Source organism: Arthrobacter agilis (assembly GCF_030816075.1).
Classification (GTDB): Bacteria; Actinomycetota; Actinomycetes; order Actinomycetales; family Micrococcaceae; genus Arthrobacter_D; species Arthrobacter_D agilis_E.
In genome coordinates this window covers 1308926-1326982 of record NZ_JAUSXO010000001.1, presented here as the reverse complement: position 1 = coordinate 1326982, position 18057 = coordinate 1308926, and the positions used below count along the sequence as shown (strand labels likewise).

Annotated in this window: 20 protein-coding genes; 14 read left to right on the top strand and 6 right to left on the bottom strand. The window is 62.0% G+C overall.

Translation table 11 applies throughout. From position 1 onward, the window contains the following. Positions 1 to 569: 569 nt before the first annotated feature. From QFZ50_RS05950 to QFZ50_RS05920, 7 genes are all read left to right on the top strand, one after another. Positions 570 to 824, top strand: a complete 255-nt coding sequence (locus QFZ50_RS05950) for a YegP family protein (RefSeq protein ID WP_307086689.1) — start codon at positions 570 to 572, stop codon at positions 822 to 824. A gap of 439 nt (positions 825 to 1263) precedes the next feature. Further along, positions 1264 to 1458, top strand: a complete 195-nt coding sequence (locus QFZ50_RS05945) for a helix-turn-helix domain-containing protein (protein ID WP_307086687.1) — start codon at positions 1264 to 1266, stop codon at positions 1456 to 1458. A 178-nt stretch (positions 1459 to 1636) separates the two neighbouring features. Next, positions 1637 to 1981: a hypothetical protein gene (locus QFZ50_RS05940; RefSeq protein ID WP_307082824.1), complete on the top strand. Its 345-nt coding sequence runs from the start codon at positions 1637 to 1639 to the stop codon at positions 1979 to 1981. 361 nt (positions 1982 to 2342) lie between these two features. After that, entirely contained in the window at positions 2343 to 2816 is a 474-nt protein-coding gene (locus tag QFZ50_RS05935; protein ID WP_307082823.1) for a cupin domain-containing protein, read from the top strand. Between the two features lie 470 nt (positions 2817 to 3286). Further along, positions 3287 to 4042, top strand: coding sequence for a GAF and ANTAR domain-containing protein (locus QFZ50_RS05930; protein ID WP_307082822.1), 756 nt, complete (start codon positions 3287 to 3289; stop codon positions 4040 to 4042). Then, positions 4039 to 4296, top strand: coding sequence for a hypothetical protein (locus QFZ50_RS05925; RefSeq protein WP_307082821.1), 258 nt, complete (start codon positions 4039 to 4041; stop codon positions 4294 to 4296). The genes QFZ50_RS05930 and QFZ50_RS05925 overlap by 4 nt, the downstream gene beginning before the upstream one ends. A gap of 295 nt (positions 4297 to 4591) precedes the next feature. Then, complete coding sequence (locus tag QFZ50_RS05920) at positions 4592 to 5425, top strand: GAF and ANTAR domain-containing protein (protein WP_307082820.1); 834 nt, start codon at positions 4592 to 4594, stop codon at positions 5423 to 5425. A gap of 266 nt (positions 5426 to 5691) precedes the next feature. On the opposite strand, the gene QFZ50_RS05915 is transcribed toward QFZ50_RS05920, so the two are convergent. Both QFZ50_RS05915 and QFZ50_RS05910 read right to left on the bottom strand, forming a co-directional pair. After that, positions 5692 to 6069: a DUF7793 family protein gene (locus QFZ50_RS05915; RefSeq protein ID WP_307082819.1), complete on the bottom strand. Its 378-nt coding sequence runs from the start codon at positions 6067 to 6069 to the stop codon at positions 5692 to 5694. Next, the gene (locus tag QFZ50_RS05910) at positions 6062 to 6625 is read right to left on the bottom strand and encodes a MarR family winged helix-turn-helix transcriptional regulator (protein ID WP_307082818.1); all 564 of its coding nucleotides are present in this window, start codon (positions 6623 to 6625) and stop codon (positions 6062 to 6064) included. The genes QFZ50_RS05915 and QFZ50_RS05910 overlap by 8 nt, the downstream gene beginning before the upstream one ends. Before the next feature lie 113 nt (positions 6626 to 6738). Between QFZ50_RS05910 and QFZ50_RS05905 the strand changes: the two genes are divergently transcribed. The 5 genes from QFZ50_RS05905 (at position 6739) to QFZ50_RS05885 (ending at position 12004) form a co-directional block, all read left to right on the top strand. Then, positions 6739 to 7530 (top strand): SDR family NAD(P)-dependent oxidoreductase, encoded by a 792-nt coding sequence (locus tag QFZ50_RS05905; protein ID WP_307082817.1) that lies wholly within the window; start codon positions 6739 to 6741, stop codon positions 7528 to 7530. 463 nt (positions 7531 to 7993) lie between these two features. Then, entirely contained in the window at positions 7994 to 8332 is a 339-nt protein-coding gene (locus QFZ50_RS05900) for an ArsR/SmtB family transcription factor (RefSeq protein ID WP_307082816.1), read from the top strand. Between the two features lies 1 nt (position 8333). After that, entirely contained in the window at positions 8334 to 8978 is a 645-nt protein-coding gene (locus QFZ50_RS05895; RefSeq protein WP_307082815.1) for a dihydrofolate reductase family protein, read from the top strand. 8 nt (positions 8979 to 8986) lie between these two features. Beyond that, positions 8987 to 9457 carry an SRPBCC domain-containing protein gene (locus QFZ50_RS05890; protein ID WP_307082814.1) on the top strand — a complete coding sequence of 157 codons (471 nt, stop codon included), beginning with the start codon at positions 8987 to 8989 and terminating at the stop codon, positions 9455 to 9457. Between the two features lie 1761 nt (positions 9458 to 11218). After that, positions 11219 to 12004, top strand: coding sequence for a hypothetical protein (locus QFZ50_RS05885; protein ID WP_307082813.1), 786 nt, complete (start codon positions 11219 to 11221; stop codon positions 12002 to 12004). A gap of 586 nt (positions 12005 to 12590) precedes the next feature. Here the strand turns inward: QFZ50_RS05885 and QFZ50_RS05880 are convergent. From QFZ50_RS05880 to QFZ50_RS05870, 3 genes are all read right to left on the bottom strand, one after another. Continuing rightward, positions 12591 to 13166, bottom strand: coding sequence for a helicase associated domain-containing protein (locus QFZ50_RS05880; RefSeq protein WP_307082812.1), 576 nt, complete (start codon positions 13164 to 13166; stop codon positions 12591 to 12593). A gap of 726 nt (positions 13167 to 13892) precedes the next feature. After that, positions 13893 to 14327 carry a hypothetical protein gene (locus QFZ50_RS05875; protein ID WP_307082811.1) on the bottom strand — a complete coding sequence of 145 codons (435 nt, stop codon included), beginning with the start codon at positions 14325 to 14327 and terminating at the stop codon, positions 13893 to 13895. Between the two features lie 503 nt (positions 14328 to 14830). After that, positions 14831 to 15115: a hypothetical protein gene (locus QFZ50_RS05870; RefSeq protein WP_307082810.1), complete on the bottom strand. Its 285-nt coding sequence runs from the start codon at positions 15113 to 15115 to the stop codon at positions 14831 to 14833. A 414-nt stretch (positions 15116 to 15529) separates the two neighbouring features. Here QFZ50_RS05870 and QFZ50_RS05865 point away from each other — a divergent pair, with 414 nt between their 5' ends. Both QFZ50_RS05865 and QFZ50_RS05860 read left to right on the top strand, forming a co-directional pair. Beyond that, on the top strand, positions 15530 to 16222 hold the full coding sequence (locus QFZ50_RS05865) for a GAF and ANTAR domain-containing protein (protein ID WP_307082809.1): 693 nt from the start codon (positions 15530 to 15532) through the stop codon (positions 16220 to 16222). A gap of 278 nt (positions 16223 to 16500) precedes the next feature. Continuing rightward, complete coding sequence (locus QFZ50_RS05860) at positions 16501 to 17322, top strand: GAF and ANTAR domain-containing protein (RefSeq protein WP_307082808.1); 822 nt, start codon at positions 16501 to 16503, stop codon at positions 17320 to 17322. Positions 17323 to 17499: 177 nt separating this feature from the next. Here the strand turns inward: QFZ50_RS05860 and QFZ50_RS05855 are convergent, their stop codons facing one another. Continuing rightward, complete coding sequence (locus QFZ50_RS05855) at positions 17500 to 17769, bottom strand: hypothetical protein (protein ID WP_307082807.1); 270 nt, start codon at positions 17767 to 17769, stop codon at positions 17500 to 17502. Positions 17770 to 18057 lie beyond the last annotated feature (288 nt).

Below are 18057 nucleotides of genomic sequence, written 5' to 3'. Positions count from 1 at the left end.
CTCAACACCGCGCGGCAGTCTTGAGAGACGCTGCGCGCCGAGGCAAGAACCGGCATCACGATTGGTCGCTACGCAACGGAAGCCCCTTACATACGCTGCATCCGGTGGATCTGCGAAGTCATCAAAATGTCTCCCCAGGTGCCACGTGCCGCTCCAATGTCAGTGCATGGGCGGGAGGCAACTCAAACAGCAGCAGTAAGTATCTGCGTCTTCATGGCACTACCCATTGAATACAAGGTACTTAGCGGTGGCACCAGAGCTAAGGGACAAAAATACTAGGCTACTTAGCAAAGCTAAGGGAACAGAAAGTCTAGACTCTTTAGCAAATAGTGGAGAATGATTTCTAGGATACTTAGCAAACAGCTTGCTGAAAGAACTTGTGCCAGCCAACCCCACCGGTGATTACTCGCCAGTACGAAACTTAACCCCTACTATGAGTGCATTGGGTGTGGCTGGGGTCACATAGGGCAAGCCCTATCCCATTTCGGGCCAGCCGGAACGCAGTGTTGAGTTCCGGATTCATTGACGATCCCGAGCAGTTCCTCTGCCTGGGTAATCAGGGAGTAGTTATGGCTGGAAAATTCGAGCTCTTCCGCGATGGGGGAGTTTCCTTCAGGTTCAGGTTGAAAGCACCCAACGGGACGGTCGTGGCCGTGTCCAGGCAGTACTCGGACAAAGCGTCAGCGGTCGAGGGTATTCATGCGGTCCGTGAGTGCGCTGGAACCGGGCTGATCACGGACCTTTGCCCACCGGTGTTCTCTGGCGCAGGCAGGGAGCAGCCCCCTACCCGCCGCTACGGCGGTATGACGAGTCCATCGGTCTAGGGTCGTCCGCCGGTCTCTTTGAATCGGCGGACGACTGCCCGCCAGGTGTGACATCACAGTAGGTGTCGGGTCATCCGGTCTTCGAATCGTTTCCAGCGCCCGGTCAAAGATATGCCGGAGCTGCATGACGACAATCGCTTCGAAGTGCGGATCTCCTTGCAGGTAGGGGTTGCTGCGAAAGCCAGCCCCTTGTCCTCGCGAGGCAAGCTTCAGTTCCCACGGCCGAGTGTCTACTAACGAAAGGCTCGGAGCCGTTGGGTGCACTGTTCTATCCCGTCAGGTGTATCGGGTGGCTGACAGTACGCGTCACCGCCCCGCCGACTACGTAGTACGGAAGCCATGGACTCAGGTCGTGGCTCTTCGTGCGGGGCATACCGGTAGTGACCAGTGTTATCGGAGAAACATGGCGAACAGCCAGATTGAAGGAGCAGATCTGACAATGACACAGAACAATCCCATGACGGAGCAACTGCTGACGGTTGCGGAGATCGCCGCGCGGATGCGGGTCTCGAAAATGACGGTGTACCGCCTGGTCCACTCCGGGACGTTGCATGGTGTCCGGTTCGGCCGCTCCTACCGGGTGCCAGAAACCGCGGTGGAGCAATACCTGGACTCCGTCAACTCAGGGCACTGAACCACCGCTCGTCACCCAAACTGCGGCACGACTCAGGAGCATGGGAGAACGTCGCCGATCGTGGTGATGCTGATGATCAGGACATCCCACGGATCACCATCTAAACCCTTGGCTGACCTCGCTTACCTGCCTGCACCATAGAATCAGCACTCAAAAAACATGTGAAGGAGTGTAGGTCGTGCCTTACCGCAGCAAGAAGCTCCTCCAGCAGTGGGTCCGCGAGTTCAGCGCGACCAGCGACGACTCAGCCAGCGGTATCGAGGTCCTCCGTCATGACGGCGGTGCCGGAGCTGACACCGGGCTGGTGGTGATGAGGATGACCGATCTGCCCTCGGACGTCTACCTTTACCCGGCCGGGCCGGGTGACCCGAACTGGGAAGTGAACTTCGGGCCGCGTGAGCGGGACCTCACCATGAGCGCAGCCAAACTCCGGAACTTCGCGAAGGAACTCACCCGGGCGGCGGCGTTGTGTGAGTTCCTCGAAACCAAATCAGCACACCACACCCGGGCCCAGGACACATGACAGCATTGCAAGCATGAGCGTAGGCATGCAATGCCAGTCCCGTCCTACCGTGCACCTGCAGATCGTGGAGAAGGAAGGCAAGGGCGGCGGATTATCTGCCGGGATGCAACCTCTTACTGGTGGTTGCACCCGAGTGGGAGCAGCAATTAGCGTCTTTCCCATCGAACTGTCGAGGGGCGACCGGGCCCTGGGAGGAGGAGCGAATCACCACCGACCAATACCGAGAACAAACTGTCCCAATCCCGGGAAAGCCCCTCACGAGGGCTTTCCTTGTGTGTCCGACACCGTAACCCTTCGCCGGCACCACAGCGCGGTGACAGTGCTCTGGCGAGCATGGAGGTGAGTGGGACAGAATGCGGTTATGGACATCAGCGACAACGGACCGAACCCGAACGCATTCGACATCGAGAGTGCTACGACGGAGAACGCCAACTACCGCCGCGTCGCCTGGACAGGCAAGCACCTGCAGGTGACACTCATGTCGATCGAGCCCGGCGCTGCAATCGGCCTCGAAGTGCATCACGGCACCGACCAGTTCCTGCGCATTGACGCTGGAAAGGGTCGCGTGAAGATGGGGCCCTCGAAGGACGACCTCTCGTTCCAGCAGGACGTCGAGGACGGCTGGAGCATTCAAGTGCCCGCCGGCACATGGCACGACGTCGAGAACACCGGGGACGAACCCTTGCGCCTCTATGCGATCTACGCGCCCACTCACCACGCACAGGGCATCGTGCAGGAAACAGCTCAGGACGCCGAAAGGGACGAGGAGCAGGGCCGCGACGAGCCACCGTCATGGGTCGAGGAAGTCGACGACAAGGGCGAAGAAAGCGCCTAATTCACTGCACTGCCTGCTCATCAAAAGCCTTACTTCCTGCTTCTGAGAACAGTCGAGATGAGACGCGTTGTTGAGACCCAACGCGGAAACAGGAAACCCCGCCGTCGCTGGACTCCCTCAACCCTCCGCCAAGGCTTCCCGATAGTCCTAGCAAGGCGTCCTTCGCTGAGAAGACACGCACGTCGTACGGCGTTGGCTAAGGGTTTAGCTCGTGGGCGGCTTTTTTGCCGCCCTAGGCCTGAGCGAGCGATCGGCGTGCGGGCTCGGGCCGCGCGGTCACTCAGTGAACGGACAGAAGCCGACAGCACACCCCCCCCTGGTGGCTTCGCTGGCGAATAATCTCCTGCCGCTGCGGCGCCAGCAGTACAGTTCTGGAGTAGATGTTGCGTGAGCGAGGTCTACCGGGGTTGAGCCCACAGCCCACAACCGGCAGGGGTGACACCCCTGTGTTGGACAGCTGAAGGCCTACCGTGAACACCACACCCTCTTCCTCATCCCCCGATTCCGCACCTCCCCGCGAGCTCCTGGCGATCTTCGGCCGCAGCAACGGATACCTCCTGACCGAGCAGACAGCCCACGACGCGGTCAATGGGCTCGCCGAGATCGCCCGGGACATCATCGGTGCAGCGACGGGCGCCGGCGTGAGCATCATCGATCAGGACGGTACCCGGATCAGCGTCGGAGCCACCAACCCGGACGTCCTCGAAGCCGACAACCTCCAATACGAATTTGGTCAGGGACCCTGCATGCGCGCCTGGTCCACCGGTGAACCGACCTACATCCCCGACACCCACACCGATGACCGGTTCCAAGAGTGGACGTCCGCAGTGACGAAGCTCGGTATCCGCTCCTGCCTCAGCGTGCCCCTGTTGAACAAGCCGGCAGGACTCGGGGCGATGAAGGTCTACTCGAACACCGTCGACGCGTTCACCAACGAGGACCGGCGGCTGCTGATCAACCTCGCCCGGTCGGCCGCGGCCCTCCTGGGCCACATCCAGGCCAGCGACACACCGCAGCGCATCAGCGATGATGTCAGAGCCTCTCTGGCCGAACGGGATACCATCGGCGTCGCCCGCGGCATCTTGATGGAACGCTTCAATCTGGACCGGCAGGCAGCGATGAGTCACCTGATCGAACTTGCCACCGACGCGAACACCACCATCGGCACCATGGCCGCCATGATCAGTGAGCGTCAGGACGGTTCCACACCCAGCGGTGACTCATGACCATCAAAGACACCGCCGAGGAACAACGCCGACTCACACTGCACGCCATGCAACTCTCGGGACTCACCGTCCAAAATGTGTGGATACGCTACTTCTCCCTCGCCGGAAATGTCGACGAGTTCGAGGTCGATGCCTACCTCAACGGGATGATCAGCCTGACACCACTGGACCGGGACCTCGTCTCCCACGCCGTCAACGAACTCATCGCTGAAACAGCGCCGCCCACCGCCCCCTACAGCAACGAAGACCCCTGAATTAGGGAACCCGTGAGCTGAGGACCTATCGGCCGAACCTGTTAACCGAGGACCTTCGGGAAGAACCTGCGGGCTGCTGAAACGCCAGAGGAAGGGACATGGGATCAGGAAACACCCCACACGCGCCGGAAGGCCCCAGGGTTGTGTCCGGCGGGTCCGGAATCTGTTAGGTGTCGGGGCGTAGTGTGGGAAGTGTCTCGAGGTAACAGTGGTGTGCTTTCTCTGGGTGTGATGTCCCGGGTTTTCCGAGCGTTGCTGTTTTATGCACGTCGATTTCCTGACAAGGAGCATCGTCATGATGAAGCATTTCGCCTGGGTTGATGTACCACGAGACCTTTCCCAAGGACCGCCCGCGACCGAACGCCACAACCCTGCCCCTAGTCCTGCCTCTGATCCTGCCCCTGATCTTGCTTTGTCGGTGCAGACTGCGGCTTTCCTGCAGGACCTGGTTCTGGACAGCACGGATGTCGACCATTTCCTCGACAAGCTGGCCAGGGTAGCTGCCACTCACCTGTCCCGACTGGATCATGAGGTGCTGTGCGGGGTGACGCTCCTGCGCCCCCGGCACGCGAAAACCCTGGCCAGCAGCAGCCCGTATGCCCTGGAATTGGACAGAATCCAGTACTTGTTCGGTGACGGTCCCTGCCTGAGAGCTGCACGGACCGGCGAAATCGTCCTTGTCCGCGACACCCGAACCGATGAACGGTGGCCCCAGTACGTCAAGGCGATCGCTGATCACAGGATACGGTCCACCCTGGGAGTCCCGATCCCCCTGGAGGGCGAGGCCGATTGCGCGTTGAACTTCTACTCCACCACCGTTAACGGGTTCACACCGGAAGCCGTTGAGGCCGCGAAGGTCTTCGCCCGTGATACTTCCAAGTCGCTGCGTCTGGCTGTGCGTATCGCCCAGTTGTCGGACAAGGCCGAGAATCTCAACGCCGCGCTGGAGTCCCGAACCATCATCGACCTCGCGGCAGGGATCGTAATGGGGCAGAACCGGTGCAGCCAGTCAGCAGCTATCGAGATCATGAAAACAGCTGCCAACCACCGGCAGATCAAACTCCGCCGCCTTGCCACCGAGATCGTATCCAGCATCAGCGACGATACCCCCGCCACCCACTTCGACTGACACGACCGCACACCACCCGTGACCCTTCCCGGCATTCCCCTCCGAGCTGTGGGCGGGTGGAGCCCGAAAGATTTCAGCTCAAAGCCGTTCATAGGTGGATGAGCAACCGCACACCAACGGCATCCAACCCACCCGCGGCGCTACATCCGAGCCGGGAAGGACCAAACCCACCGCGTCCCTGACGTTGTGCCCATCCGGTCAAGGGATCCTTTGCTGAGATACAGAGTGGTGGACGGATAGGTGATCGGAGGCGTGAAAGCGAGTGCTCACGAGTCGAGAAGGTGACTGCGCAGCCACGCCAAAGCTTCCTGTTCATCGCTGAAGAGCCAGACCTTGTGAACGGACTGCTGCACGGATGCGGCAATGACCCTGTCAACTGGGGTCTGTCCCAGCATCGCGGCGGCCAGGACCATCTCCTCGGAACCGAATGCTTCCCGGGCACCAGTGCTGACGCTCGCTATCTGGCGCATATCGACCAAGATCGCGTACGGAGCGTGTTCGACCAGGATCAGACTCCGCTTGAGAACGTCTCGTGCGTCAGCCTCCTGAACCTCGGTGCCCGGCAGCCAGGTCAGGCGAATCAAGGCGGGACCAAGCAGTGTGATCGTCGCCTTGCCATCGGCTGCGAGAACCCTTTCAGTCAACGGTCGGCCGTCGGTCCACGGTCGAGCTTGAATCCGAATCAATGACGGAACCAGCAGGAGGGTGAGTGGCCTGTGGTGGCCGCCAGCCGTCCTGCGCCCTGATGGCCTGCTGAATGCGCACGGTAATCTCGCGCAACTGGCGTTTCTGAGCCACTGTCAGCGGGTCAAGGACCAACCTTCTCACTGAGGCGACGTGCCTTGGAGTTGCCTCATGGATCATCTCCTGGCCGGCATCAGTCAGGGTTGCCCGGGTGGACCTCCCATCCTTGGGGTCCGGCGAGCGATCGACGAAGCCCCGGCTTTGCAGTCGAGACACTGCTCGGGAGAGTCGTGAGAGCGAGCTATTGGCGAACCCGGCCAGATCACTCATGCGAAGTGTCCGATCAGGTGCGCCCTCCAGGGCGTACAGAATGCCGTACTCGAAATGCGTGAGGCCAAAATTGTGTCCCAACGGGGCATCGAGCGCAGGCGGCAACCACTCCAAAACCGTCGCCAGGCCCGCCCACGTCTCAAGATCCTCGCCAGTGAGAACTGCCGAAGGGTGGGTGTCAGTCATACGACCACACTACGAGAACAAAGCCGCGCACGCCGCCTCTTTACTTGACCGGGCAACTACCCGCCCGTAGGGTTTTAGTTTCCTAAGCAAGTAAAGATGAGGTATGGCGAAGCATGGATATGCAGTTGGCGACAAGGCGAGCGTTCATCAGTGGCTCCACTCAGGGCATCGGCTACGCGATTGCGAAGGGCCTTCTCCGCGAGGGAGTGTCCGTCGTCATCAACGGCCGCACCCAGGATCGGGTCGAGAACGCAATACGGACGCTCGAGTCCGAGGTGCCCGGCGGAAACGTTTCGGGCATCGCTGCCGACTTCCGCGACCCCGCCGAGGTACAGCGCCTGGTGACCTCGCTCGGCCCGGTCGACATCCTCGTGAACAACGTCGGACTCTTCGAAGTGAAACCCTTCGCAGACCTCTCTGACGATGACTGGTCAGACTACTTCGACGTGAACCTCATGAGTGGCGTGCGGCTCTCACGCGCCCTGCTTCCCGGGATGCTGGACACCGGATGGGGCCGGATCATCTTCATCAGCAGCGAATCAGGTGTGAACATCCCCGCGGACATGATCCATTACGGCGTGTGCAAAGCCGGAATGCTCGCCATGGGGAACGGACTCGCCAAGCTCACCCGCGGTACAGGGGTGACGGTCAACACGATCCTTGGCGGACCCACCTACTCAGACGGCGTCGCCGAGACGGTCGAACGGATCGCGGAGATCCAGCAGCCTGCACCGGATGAGCTGAAGGCAGCCATCATCGGAGGAAACCAGACCACGCTCCTTCAGCGGTTCATAGAGCCCGACGAAATCGCCAACCTGGCCACCTTCCTTGCAAGCCCATTGTCGTCCGCGACAAACGGAGCCGCAGTGCGGGCCGACGGGGGCGTACTGACCACGATGCTGTAGCCATCATGACCACCGCGACCGCCTTCGATGACAGCACACCGACCGAGCACCAGCGGCAGGTCGTCCCATCAGAATCAGCCTGGTTGTCCGGTGTGTACCCAATGCAACACCTCGTAACGAGTGGCAGAACCCATTTCAGCTCACCGCAACAGCAACGAGACTTCCGCACATGCCTTACGCCACACTCGAAACCCATCCGAGGTTCTGAGTTTTCGTCAACATGGCGGGGTTCCTGCTTGGTGCTTGGCGGGATCAGTACTTGCTACAGTGCTGTGCTCGTCCCACAAGAGGATCCTCCACCGGACGCTACGGGCGGGCGCCGGGGTCTCTTCCTACCTTGGCCTGGCGTCCGGCCTGCGACTTCGCCGACTCTTTCGCATGAGTCATGTTTGGTGTCACGATCCGCAAGATCCTTTGATGAATTGATTGACAATCCCGTCCTCCGACCCAAACACTTAGGTGTGTGCCTAAGTATTTCGAAGAGCTCGACTCCGTGCTCCGCGCTCTCGCGGATCCCACCCGCCGGGCCATTGTCGAACGGCTGGCGAAGTCCCCCGCGGTCGTGTCCGAGCTCGCGGCACCTTTCGAGATGGCGTTGCCGTCGCTCATGCAGCACCTGCGTCTGCTCGAAAACGCGGGTCTGATCACGTCGCAGAAGCAAGGACGCGTCCGCACTGTCAGCCTGCGACCGGGCGCCCTCGACGTCCTGCACCTGTGGCTCGGTGAGCAGCGAACCTCCGCCGAACGCCAAGCCGACCGGCTCGGCATGCACTTGATCCGCACCCCCCCAAAGGAAGCCTGACATGACGCGCATCCGCATGAGCCTGTTCACTTCGCTGGACGGTTACACCTCGACAACCGGCCGTTCCCCCGAGAATCCGATGGGTGAGGACTGGGGGCGCCTCACGGAGGCATATATCGCAACCCGCACCATGCAGGAGCGCTTCGGCGAGACCAATGGCACCGGCACGACCGGCGTTGATGATTCCTACGCCGCCGCGTTCTTCGAGGGCGTCGGCGCCGAGATCATGGGCGCAACGATGTTCGGCCTGACCTCGTATCCCGACGATCCGGACTGGAAGGGGTGGTGGGGTGAGCGGCCACCGTACGGGACCCCCGTCTACGTTCTTACCCACACCGCACCGCGTCCTCCGATCCCGATGGACGGCGGTACAACCTTTCACTTCCGCCGTGGTGCCATCGAGGACGTGCTTGCCGAGGCGACCGACGCCGCGGGCGGCCTGGATGTGCGCGTGGGCGGTGGAGTCGGCACCGCGCGCGATTTCCTGCGCGCAGGCCTGGTCGACGAGTTGCATCTATTGATGGCCCCGGTTGTTCTCGGTCGGGGAACTCGACTATGGGACGACCTACCCAGCCTCGACCTCACCCACAAAGTGACGACGGAAGTGGCCGAGAGCGGCACAATTCACATCACCTTCGCGCGATAGGCCTACACATGACGATTGAACGCCGACTCGCCCGCTCCGATTTCACCCTTACCCGCAATTACCCCGTTCCCCTCGAGCGCGCTTGGGACGCCTTCGCCACAGAGGACCAGAAGATGCACTGGTTTGGCGGCGGCGATACCGTCAAGACCGGCGAGTGGGTGTTCGACTTCCGCGTCGGCGGACGCGACGTCGACCAAGGGGCGTTTCATGGCGGTCCGGTCTCGCGGTACGAGGCCACATACACCGACATCGTGGAGTACGACAGGATCGTCATGACGTACGACATGTGGCTCGACGGGGTCCACATGTCGACCTCGGTGGCGTCGTACGAGTTCGAACCGATCGAGGGGGGCACCCGGATTACGCACGTCGAGCACGGCGTCTTCTTCGACCAGTTCTGGGCCGACGGGCCGAACCGCGAAAAAGGTTACCGCGGCCTGCTCGAGGCTCTCGGCAACTACCTCGTGTCGGGTACCTAGCGCTGCGAGCTATAGCGGTCCATGGCGTGTTTCTCGCAGTGCTTTACCGTCGGATACCTGAGCGTCGAAGCGCAGAAGCGGGGGAGACTCCGCACGAGCAGCTGCTGGCGATCTTCGGGATCTTCGACGATTAATTTCGGGCCCCCAATTTCACCGGGTGCCCGTACATCCACACCCTGGTCGAGATGGGTGCCGGCGATCGACCTCACGAACAACCCGATTCGCTGGAGGAATGTCTCGGCGCAAGGAGTGTCGCAGCGACTACTCTCACTCGGAATGAGTCCCAAGGACACGCGGACGCTCACAGACTTCGTCAGACGAGCACAAGCTGGCAAACGACTGATTCCCCACCAGACCTACGAGGACTTCAAGTTCAACTGAGTTGGCGGGTGCGCCTCCTGCCCCAGGGGCACGGCGCAAGCTCCCTACGCTCCGCTGCTTTTCCCGCACACAGGGGACAGCAGGAACCCTGGTTGTCGGTGCAACCTCGTACTGTCCCCAAGGTGGGCCAGAACAAGCGCTACCAGCAGTTCTACGGGAAGCGGATGGACGAGCGAACAAGAGGAGTTCGTGATGCGGGAGGAGCTGATCATGCCCACCAAAGGCCGAGCTCGACGTGGAGAACTGCCGGCCTACCGACTTCCCCGAACCACGGCCGGTGTACGCGTGGATCCGCTACCTCTCCAAAGCCATCCGTGTCCAGGCGCACCCAACCGCATACACCCGCACCGCGGTGAAAATCCGCTTCCTGGAACACATGATCAAGACTCAACGCGAGGGCTGGGTCTGGCTCAATGCTGTTACCCCGGCACCCTAGAGTCCTACTGCGTTCCAGACTGCGAGGAAGAACAGGGTACTGCCGAGCATCATGGGCATCATTTCTTGCCGATCGCTGTTCGGCGTCTCAGGTTTTCGCCGAGGCCAGCGCAGGGAAACAGCCCCGTAAATGAACGGGCCTAGTCCCCCGACCAGGCACAGCCCGTAATAGACACCGAGGCCGCTCACTCCGATGTGAGAGGCGCAGCCGTCACGTCGATCTCGCCGCTGGCGATGTCGGTGCTGGTCCTGGCGTAGGCGCCCGTGATGTAGTCCTCAAGCTTGGCGCGTTCAATACGCCACTGGCCGCGGCCGCCGATCTGAATGGCCGGTAGCTCCCCGGAGGCGATGAGTCCTCAGATGGTGCTGAGCTTGGTATTCAGCTCATCGGCGACCTGCTGCAGGGTGAGGAACCGCAGCGGCGTGGACTGCCCGTTCGGGGATTGGTCTGTCATGGACCCAGCATTCCAGCCAACGAACACTGCACCGCTGATTGACGCCCATGGACGCCTTAAAGGGGTGGAGACTTAAAGGGGTGGAGACGGAACCACATGGTTCCGTCTCCGGGTCTCCTCGTGACACGGAAATTTGTGGGGCCTCCGCTGGCGTGAGCCTCGCCTGCACTCTAGCTATCCGTCTCGGCGGCATGCGAGCGTCCCTTCAGCGATGTCAGGGAACCTATCGGCGCCAACTCTGGGCCCGGTAGTCGGCCGGTGTGCTGTGCATTCGTCCTCCCGTGCGGTCTCCTCGCACCGTAGGCTGCGGCTCGACCTCTGCGCAGAGGCTGTAGCATCGAGCAGTCGTGAGCAGACAACCAGGGGGACGTACATGGGCAAAGGCAAGGGAGAAGCGGGCAAGAGCCCCCGCAGGGTCCCTACGGATGTTCGGGACGCTTTGCGGTTACGGGCTCAGGAGCGGCTGCGCACCGCCACGCCAGGCGCGCCGATGCCGCACCCTGTCGGTATCGTCGCTATCGTCGGCAACCTCGTCGGAGGCCTCGCACTGCTCGTCTCCGCTGGCGCCGTGGCCTACCTATTGACACTCACCGGCAGCGGCAATTCGATCAGCAGTGTCTTCGAAGATGACGTCGCGGGAACAACGACGATCGCGTTTCCAACCCTGATGGCACTGCTGTCCACAGTCGGTTTCTTCTTCGGCCAGTTCGGCCTGCGCGGACAGTGGGGCGGGGGCACACCGTCGGCCAAGGAACACTTCACCGTGGACCTGCGCCCCCTAACCGTCCGGTCGCACGCGCTCCTGCTCGGTTTCGCCCTGCTGGCCTGGGCGGCGGTCATGGTGATCCCCCTCGTCCTGGATTCCCGGGGCGCACTAGCCGCCGATGATGGCTCGTCCGCCCTGGATCAGTACTGGTTCGTCGTGACCGTGTACGGTGCTATCACGGGCGCAGTCACGGCGATGGTCGGTACATCCCTCGTCAAGAAACTGACCTACAACGCGTCCTTGCGGCGCCGGATATCGGAGATCCGTGCAGGTTCTCCGTCCCAAACGTGGTGGCGTTCGTTCTCGCACACTTGGCGCGCCGAACTTGGAATCGGCGGACTCGGCGGGGCCGCCCTCGGCCTTGCTCCGCTCGGACTTCACCTGAATAGTGCCACCTACGCTCTGTCCTTCGCCGCAGTCGGCACCGCACTGCTCATCACCGGCCTCGTCCTCGCGCTGAATGCGTGGCGGTCGGGCATGCCCGTCGAGCGGGTCGAGTCCTACACCTGAAAGCCCGCACGTCGCCACGCATCGACGCCGCGGACGCCCATTACCCGGACGAGCGCAGGGAGAACGCCACCCTGCAGTAGCAGCATGATGATCGCCACGGTGAAAGCGATGAGGGCGAACTACTCCCGGTAGGGCACCTTCGTGTAGGTCATCCACCTGTGGGCGGGTGGAGCCCGAAGGGTGGAGCTCAAAGCCGTCCACCTGTGGTTGAACGCGGTAACCCCTCCTGAGGTGAAATCAAAGCACCATGGGTACACGCCCTCGACCTGATCACCGTCGGACTTACACGGTAAGAGAGGTTGTGCCGGCGCCGTTGTCGTCGAGGTTGAGAGCGACGCTTGATCCGGTGTAATGATCGCGTCGGTTCGATCAAAGGACCCCGACACCAGCTCAACGTCGACTACGCCCTCCGCCTTTCTGCCTTTCTGTGTATCCGCTTCTCTGTGCCCTGGTGTCACCGGGAGCCATCCTCGAAACCTTCGTCACCGGCGTACGGATGGATCACTTCTACATCGATCGCCCCACCCGGCAGCGGTTCCGGATAATCTGCTGGGCGCATCTGAACCGTAATGTCGAAGGGGCGGAATCACGGCGTCAACCAACCCGGTAGCAGCGCGTCCAGGCGTTGCCTGCGGTCGGACCGGAAATGACCTTTCCGCTGCCAGGTTCGCTGGCGACCCAACCACACTGCGAGGACTTTCTCGTCGGGCCGGCGTTCGGGGTCGTAGGTAGGGAACCGGCCCGTGTCCGTCCGGAGCCGGTGCATCTCCCGCAGGCGGGTCGTCCACAACTCCGCGGTGTTACCGCGGCGCTTCCCGCCCCACTCCCCCAGCTTGTCGAGTGCCTCCACCTTGTCGCGGGCGAGCCGGCCGGTGTCGTGACTGCGGCGCTGGTTCTCCAACCACCGGTGCAGGGCCTTCGCTTCCACGCTGTCGTACTGTGCCGGCAACCCACCCGCCGTGTCCACGTAGGTTGCCATGGTGGGGTTCCGTCGAAACCAGATCCCGAGTCCCACTGTCAGAACCGGCAGCCCGGCCCCCATCCCGCTCAAGGTCGTACCCGTTGGATTGAATTGTGTGAAAAGGGCGCTCAATTGACCCGAGGCGGCCATGACGAACGTAGCTATGCCAACGACCAGTAGCGAGAGCGCGGTCAGCTTCATCGTCTCGTCACCCCGACGTGGATCTTGCCGGGCCCAACATTGCCTCGTCGTCGAAAAGCAGACCTAGACGTTCATCCCGCACGTGCACGGGCAGAACAATGATTGTTGTGGTGGGCGCCATATCCGCCGAACAACCCTCACTCTCAGAGGACGTGTCCATGCGGACCAGCACGCCGCTGGTATCGGCAGCGAATTCGGTTGGACGGAGACTGCAACTCGAGCTACCGGTGGTGGTGATCCCTAATGGGCCTGGATGATCGAACCGCTAAAGCGAGGTACCGTCGGTCAGATGCGTTTCAACAGCGTCCTTTGACGAGGGTAAGCCGGCATAAGAATCGGCTACCTCGAGCGGCGTGAAGAGACTGCGCCAGGCCGGTCTCTTCACCCGCCTGGTAGATTCCACACGAAGCGACGAACAGTGCGCACCCCAAGACAACCGCGACGATTCTATTGCGCGTCATTAGTTGCCTCTTCTGCAGAACATGATGTCCGCCAGCGCCGTTAGTGATCTCCCTTCCTGAGGGTATCGAGCGCCACTGGATGTAGAGCCCACCGTCTAGGAAGCGCGATGCAATCGTGCCCACCCATGAACGTCCGGTCAGGGATCCTTGAGTGGCACAAAGCTTATGCGCCTCCGAGCGGCTGATGAGGGACACATTCCGTGCCATCACCCTCCCATTCGAGGAGCGGCGCACATAGCTCTTCAGGTGCACATGGGACGGGACCCTAACGTTGCGTGGGTAGGTGTGTCTTTGTGGAATCTTCAGGGTTGGTAGGCATGGCCAGTGGAAGACTGATGGTGCAGGCCAGTGAGGTGACCAGCAGGGCCGCCCATCCCAGGAGTCCAATGCCGAAGCCGCCGATGTCTGCGGCGGCTCCGTCCGCTGACCTGAACGACACCAGGTAGATGCCATTGGCGATGAGCATCGGCACGCTCGCTATTGCGAGTAGGACGGCTCCGAGTTTGATGAGGTCGGGCCGGCATCCCAGTGCTCGTCCGACCAATACGAAGGCTATGGGCGTCCCCAGGCACAACAGGGCGGAACTCATGTGTGCCGTCGTGAAGGACAGTAACCGGTCTTCTTGCGTCCAAAGGTATCCGCTGAGAAGAGACAGAATCAGTGCCGTCATTCCCGGGATGAAGCGCAGACGAATACTCATGGCCCACGATCTTATACCTCACGCGTACCACTGCCTTGGACAGCACCGACAACGCCGCCCGTAAGCCGATCCGCTTACGTGATAGTGCGCTGTGTGGTTTTAGGATCATCGAAGGGGGAACATGATCCGCGAGGTCGGAACCGATGATGGCGTAACTGTCTCCTACTGTGTCTTTGACGGTGTAGGGCCTGCGATCGTGATTCTTCACGGGCTCGCAGGGTCGATTTGCCGGTGCTTGGAAGCCCGGTGAAGACAACGACGGCCGACGATGAGTCGCTGGTACTCATGCAGTGTGTCTAATCGGCAACTCTGCCCGTGTCTACGGCCTCACCGCGAACAGACCCGCATGTGCATCAGCCGGTTCCTACTCTTGACCTGGTGATTGCGGAGTCCTCCCCCTGGTTACGCACCTTAACTGAGCGGTCCGCGGAAGGTCAGCGACAGCTACCGCCGGTCCTTCATGGGTGATCGCCCGGCGAAGGATGGGGGTCAGCCCACTGGACCTATCTGAGGTCTCGCGCGATCGGTGCCGCAGGTTCCGCTGCTACCGCGCCGGGGATGACCTCATCCAAGGTCAGGAGTGCCGGCTCCTCTGCCCTGCCGATGAGATCCAGGACTTCCTCTGGTTCCAGATCGGCGATCTGCGCGATAACCTCCGGTGGCGTGCCGTGCTCGAGAGCCACGACGACGGCTTCCTTCAGATTGAACTCCGCGTGATCCAGTTCGAACGCCGCCAGTTCCTTATCCGCTGCGGCGACGGCGAGCCTATGAACATCTTCTTCAGACATGACGGCCGATCCCCTTCTCCTGCGTGACCCTTGTTCTGCAGACTGGTCGATGAAGCCGCCCCCACGGGTATTCCTCGTCACTGACTGTGCACCTATGTCTACCTCAAATGAGCACCCCCATCCAGCGATTCCACAATGAGGGTGGTTTGCCTCGATTCGTTAGTCGCTGCACGGTCACAGGGGTCACGCACACCTCAGCCATGATCGTCGACGGCGCCTGAGTGCGGGGGCGAGCAGAACCAAGCTCTGCCCCTTGCCCCGCCACGACAGTGCTGGTGGGTTGTGGGCGGGAACCATACTGGGTGGATGGTAGCCAACGGCGCAGGACCAGACGGGAACGACGACGCCCGCGACGCAAGTGAGGACTCACAGAGAACAGACGAGGTCACCGGAGAGAAGGACCAGAACGGGGAGATGGAGGGACTGGCTGAGCAGATGAGTGAGCTGGCCCGGTCCCTGCAGGTAGAAGATGATCCGCAGGAAGTGCTCGCCCACCTGGTGCGCGCCGCGATCGAGCTCGTCCCCGGTACCGACGAAGGCTCCATCAGCGTGGTGACGGGCCGACGCGATGTCCAGTCCCACGCACCCTCGAGCGACCTGCCCCAGAAGGTGGACGCCCTTCAGTCAGAAACCAAGCAGGGACCCTGTCTGGACGCCGTGTATGAGCATCAGACGGTCACCGTCCCTGACCTGGCCTCCGAGCAGCGGTGGCCGAAGTTCAGCCGCAAGGCCGCCGAGCTGGGCGCGGCGAGCATGCTCTCCTTCCAGCTCTACGTTGAAGGCGACAACCTGGGCGCCCTGAACCTGTACGGACGAACACCCCACGCCTTCACCGAGGACTCGGAACAGGTCGGGCTGCTCATCGCCTCCCACGCCGCGATCGCCTTCGCCGACGCCACGAAACTCGGGCACATGCGCGATGCCCTACGCTCCCGCGATGTCATCGGCCAGGCCAAGGGCATCCTCATGGAAAGGTACGGCCTCACCGCCCAGAACGCGTTCATCATGCTCACCCAGGCCAGCTCCCACACGAACATCAAACTGCTCGACGTCGCCGAACACCTCGCCACCACCGGAGCGTTACCCTCCCACCGCCGTCGTAGCTGACCCCGCACCCACCCCCACCTCACCGCTCCGGATACCTTAATACTGCGGGCTCATTGGCGCGGCGGCGTTCCATACTGCCGTTCAGGGCCTCCCGCAGAACGCGGAGCCGACGGTGTCGGAGGGAGCCGCTGCCACCGGGCGCTCGGGAGAGGTGCGGGCGAAGTCGCGTATCGTGACGCGTGTCGTTAGGCAGCAGCGACGCATCACCGTCCGGCGCCTGAAAAGGCGCAGCCATGCAGCGGTGGTGCGTTTCAGTAACGACTGATGAAGGCGGCATCGTGACTCCGAGCATCACCCCCAGCAGCAGTAGCCTCAATGCGCGGGCCGCGGATTCTCCGATGGGGCCCGGTAGCCAGCAGCCTCACCCTGAGCGCGAGGACGGCCCCGTCGCAATGGCCGCCATCTTGCAGAACCTGGTCCTCGACAGCGCCGATGTGGAGGAGTTCCTGACCGCACTGGCCACGCTCGCCGCAGAACGCCTCTCGGAGCCCGGACGTGAAGTGCTCTGCGGTGTGACACTACTGCGCCCCAGGACCAACGGCACCGTGGCCAGCAGCAGCGAAACCGCCCGCCGCATGGACGAAATCCAGTACTCCTTCGGGGAGGGGCCGTGCCTGACCGCCGCCCGCACCCGAACCCTCGTCCATGTGCGCGATAGCCGCACCGACCGGCGGTGGTCGGCATACTTCAAGGCCATCTCCGGCTACGGGGTACATTCCATCTTGGCGGTGCCCGTACCCCTGGAAGGGGAAGCCGCTTGCGGGCTGAACCTCTACGCCCTGGCCCCCGACTCGTTCGATGATGAGAAAATGCATGTAGCAGAGCACTTCGCCCGCGAAGTATCCCAGTGCCTGCGGCTGGCAGTACGGATCGCTCACCTCACCGACACAGGTCAGAACCTCACCACCGCGATGCGCTCCCGCACCACCATCAACCTCGCCGCCGGCATCATCATGGCCCAGAACAGGTGTAGCCAGGACCGCGCCATGACCATCCTGAAAACCGCCTCCAATGCCAGGAACACCAAACTGCATGATGTCGCCGCTAAAGTCATCCACTCCATCAGTCCCGACGCTGCGACCACCCACTTCGACCAGTAAGGGCCTCCGCACCCGCCTCACCAACAGTCCATCCGGCCACTACCGTGGGCGGGTGGAGCCCGAAGGGTAGAGCTCGAAGTCGTCCACCTGTGGGTGCCCCATCGTGCCAGTCGCCACGCTCACGCGTCGCTGCAGGATCTAGCGGGAGTGCTACCTGGCATCCTGCGCGATAGGCGACTACATCGTGGGCGCTACTGACTCCCGGGCGGTAGCCGGGTCGACTTCGTCCAACGTGAGGAGCGCGGGCTCCTCGATGTCGTGCACCAGGCCGATGATTTCCTCCGGGTCGAGGTCCGCGACCTGAGCAACCACTTCCGTCGGCGTGCCGTGATCCAGTGCGACGACGACAGCCTCCTTCAGTTTCAGGTCTGCGTGATCGAGTTCAAACGCAGCTGCTTCTTTGTCGGCCGCGGCAACCGCGATCCTACGGAGATCATCTTCGGTCATGGCGCCTGAACCCTCTTCTGTTGTAACGGACCTGACAGCTGCAGACCGGTCACGTGAAGCCGCCCTCGCGGGTTCCTGTGGCGTTGACTGCTCCCCTATGTCTACCGCAACCAATCCAGTACGCGACAGCCGATTTTGACTCGACATAGCTGCGGTCTTGGTCGCGGGGCAGTGTTCGAGCAATCACCGTGCAGAAGTGGCGCGGTCCGGTTCATCCCGTGGGCGAGGGTCTGAGTGTGCTCAGGACCTCGGCAGCTGGGTACGTCGACGCCGATGCGCTCAGCTAGG

Coding starts and splice junctions, on each gene's coding strand:
- QFZ50_RS05885 (WP_307082813.1), top strand. CDS start 11,219: ATGCCGCACCCTGTCGGTATCGTCGCTATCGTCGGCAACCTCGTCGGA.
- QFZ50_RS05905 (WP_307082817.1), top strand. CDS start 6,739: ATGGATATGCAGTTGGCGACAAGGCGAGCGTTCATCAGTGGCTCCACT.
- QFZ50_RS05910 (WP_307082818.1), bottom strand. CDS start 6,625: ATGACTGACACCCACCCTTCGGCAGTTCTCACTGGCGAGGATCTTGAG.
- QFZ50_RS05865 (WP_307082809.1), top strand. CDS start 15,530: ATGGAGGGACTGGCTGAGCAGATGAGTGAGCTGGCCCGGTCCCTGCAG.
- QFZ50_RS05855 (WP_307082807.1), bottom strand. CDS start 17,769: ATGACCGAAGATGATCTCCGTAGGATCGCGGTTGCCGCGGCCGACAAA.
- QFZ50_RS05880 (WP_307082812.1), bottom strand. CDS start 13,166: ATGAAGCTGACCGCGCTCTCGCTACTGGTCGTTGGCATAGCTACGTTC.
- QFZ50_RS05920 (WP_307082820.1), top strand. CDS start 4,592: ATGATGAAGCATTTCGCCTGGGTTGATGTACCACGAGACCTTTCCCAA.
- QFZ50_RS05950 (WP_307086689.1), top strand. CDS start 570: ATGGCTGGAAAATTCGAGCTCTTCCGCGATGGGGGAGTTTCCTTCAGG.
- QFZ50_RS05875 (WP_307082811.1), bottom strand. CDS start 14,327: ATGAGTATTCGTCTGCGCTTCATCCCGGGAATGACGGCACTGATTCTG.
- QFZ50_RS05890 (WP_307082814.1), top strand. CDS start 8,987: ATGACGATTGAACGCCGACTCGCCCGCTCCGATTTCACCCTTACCCGC.
- QFZ50_RS05895 (WP_307082815.1), top strand. CDS start 8,334: ATGACGCGCATCCGCATGAGCCTGTTCACTTCGCTGGACGGTTACACC.
- QFZ50_RS05945 (WP_307086687.1), top strand. CDS start 1,264: ATGACACAGAACAATCCCATGACGGAGCAACTGCTGACGGTTGCGGAG.
- QFZ50_RS05870 (WP_307082810.1), bottom strand. CDS start 15,115: ATGTCTGAAGAAGATGTTCATAGGCTCGCCGTCGCCGCAGCGGATAAG.
- QFZ50_RS05925 (WP_307082821.1), top strand. CDS start 4,039: ATGACCATCAAAGACACCGCCGAGGAACAACGCCGACTCACACTGCAC.
- QFZ50_RS05935 (WP_307082823.1), top strand. CDS start 2,343: ATGGACATCAGCGACAACGGACCGAACCCGAACGCATTCGACATCGAG.